Source organism: Kitasatospora sp. NPDC059571 (assembly GCF_042735675.1).
Taxonomy (GTDB): Bacteria; Actinomycetota; Actinomycetes; order Streptomycetales; family Streptomycetaceae; genus Kitasatospora.
Genome location: NZ_JBHWBW010000324.1, coordinates 1 through 1,411, shown reverse-complemented (window position 1 = coordinate 1,411; position 1,411 = coordinate 1). Strand labels below are relative to the sequence as shown.

The following is a 1,411-nucleotide window of genomic DNA, read 5'->3' as shown; positions in this document are numbered from 1 at the left end:
TGACCGCCGTCCGCCCGCCGGGCCCGACTTGCACCGGGCCGCCCGGCGGCGGGCGCTGCACCCGCCCGGCATGACACCCGTCATGCGGGACACCGGCATTGCGGCACTGGAGGCCGCACGGCCACGGCCCCTACCGTGGTGGTCATGACGAAGAGCGACGAGCGCGACGACCGCAGGACCGACATCCGGGTGAGCATCATCGGCGGCCACCGCCTCGACGGTGCGACGCTCCACGAGCGGACGCTGACCGCGTCGCTGATCGGCGGCGCCGACATCGACCTGACCGATGTGGAGATCCCGGACGGCGCCGAGCTGCAGATCACCAAGCTGAGCCTGATCGGTGGCGTCAGCCTCCGGGTCCGTCCCGACGTCCGGGTCGAGGTCGGCGGGATCCGGCTCGGCGGGGTCAGCGACGACGGACCGACCGAGCCCGGCGGGCCGACCGTGCGGGTGAACGCCTGGGGGCTGCTGGGCGGGGTCAGCGTCAGCCGCGGGTAGCCGCAAGGGGGTCGGGGTCGCGGCCCCACCCCCCTCGAGCGGCCCGTTCAGCAGGGCAGTCGGCCGACCCCTCCGGCGTGTGCCGACTGCCTTGACAGTGCTCTGCCCCGCTTCTATCGTCCCATCTCGGAGAGCGCTCTCTCGCCCTGACCCCAAAGCCTCGCCCGCCCCTGGGAGGGACCCCGTGCGATCGGCCTTCATCGTCGCGGCCGGTGCCGCGCTCCTGGTCACCGCAACCCTGGTCGCGGTGGCCGGAGTTCCGGGCCGGGCCGGTCCGGCGCGGCCGGCCGCCGGCGGGCCCGTGCCCGCCGCGGCGCGCGCCGCCTCTCCGGGCGCGTTCGGCCCGACCGACGTCGCCTGGCTGCAACTGCTCACCCCGATGACCGATCAGGCCGTCCGGCTCGCCGCACTGGCCCGCACCCGGGCCGCCGACCCGCGCCTGCGGACGCTGGCCGCGGCCGTCGCGACCGGGCACGGCGCCGAGCTGTCCCGGCTGCGCGCCCTCGAACAGCGGGCCGGTGTGGCGGGCACCGACGTGCACGCCGGCCACGACATGCCGGGGATGACCACGGCCGCCGAGTACACCGCGGCCGAACAGGCCTCCGCCGGCGCCTTCGACCGGATCGTCGAGGACCGGATGCGCGAGTACCTGGACCAGTCCGTCCGGCTGGCCGGGTCGGAGGGCGCCAACGGGTCCGACCCGGCGGTGAAGCAGCTCGCCGCGGACCTCGCCCGGACCCGCGCGGCCGAGCTCGGCGAACTCGACCGCCTGGCGGCAGGGCCCTCCTGACGATCCGCCGGCAGCCACCGCCCGCGGGTCAGGCCGCTCTACCTTCTGAGTCGGGTTGATCGAGCCATTCGTAAGGTTGGGTCGCCCAGGGGCGCTGGGTGTGGCTATCAGGCCGCTGCCAGC

The 1,411-nt window shown here is 75.6% G+C and carries 2 protein-coding genes; both read left to right on the top strand.

Annotation, left to right across the window (positions count from 1 at the left end):
* Positions 1-144: 144 nt before the first annotated feature.
* Complete coding sequence (locus tag ACFV0G_RS27885) at positions 145-498, top strand: hypothetical protein (RefSeq protein WP_380553709.1); 354 nt, start codon at positions 145-147, stop codon at positions 496-498.
* Between the two features lie 184 nt (positions 499-682).
* Positions 683-1,288, top strand: a complete 606-nt coding sequence (locus tag ACFV0G_RS27880) for a DUF305 domain-containing protein (RefSeq protein ID WP_380553706.1) — start codon at positions 683-685, stop codon at positions 1,286-1,288.
* Positions 1,289-1,411: the final 123 nt, after the last annotated feature.

Excerpts from the sequence above, each read along its gene's own strand:
- ACFV0G_RS27885 (WP_380553709.1), top strand. The coding sequence starts at position 145 with ATGACGAAGAGCGACGAGCGCGACGACCGCAGGACCGACATCCGGGTG.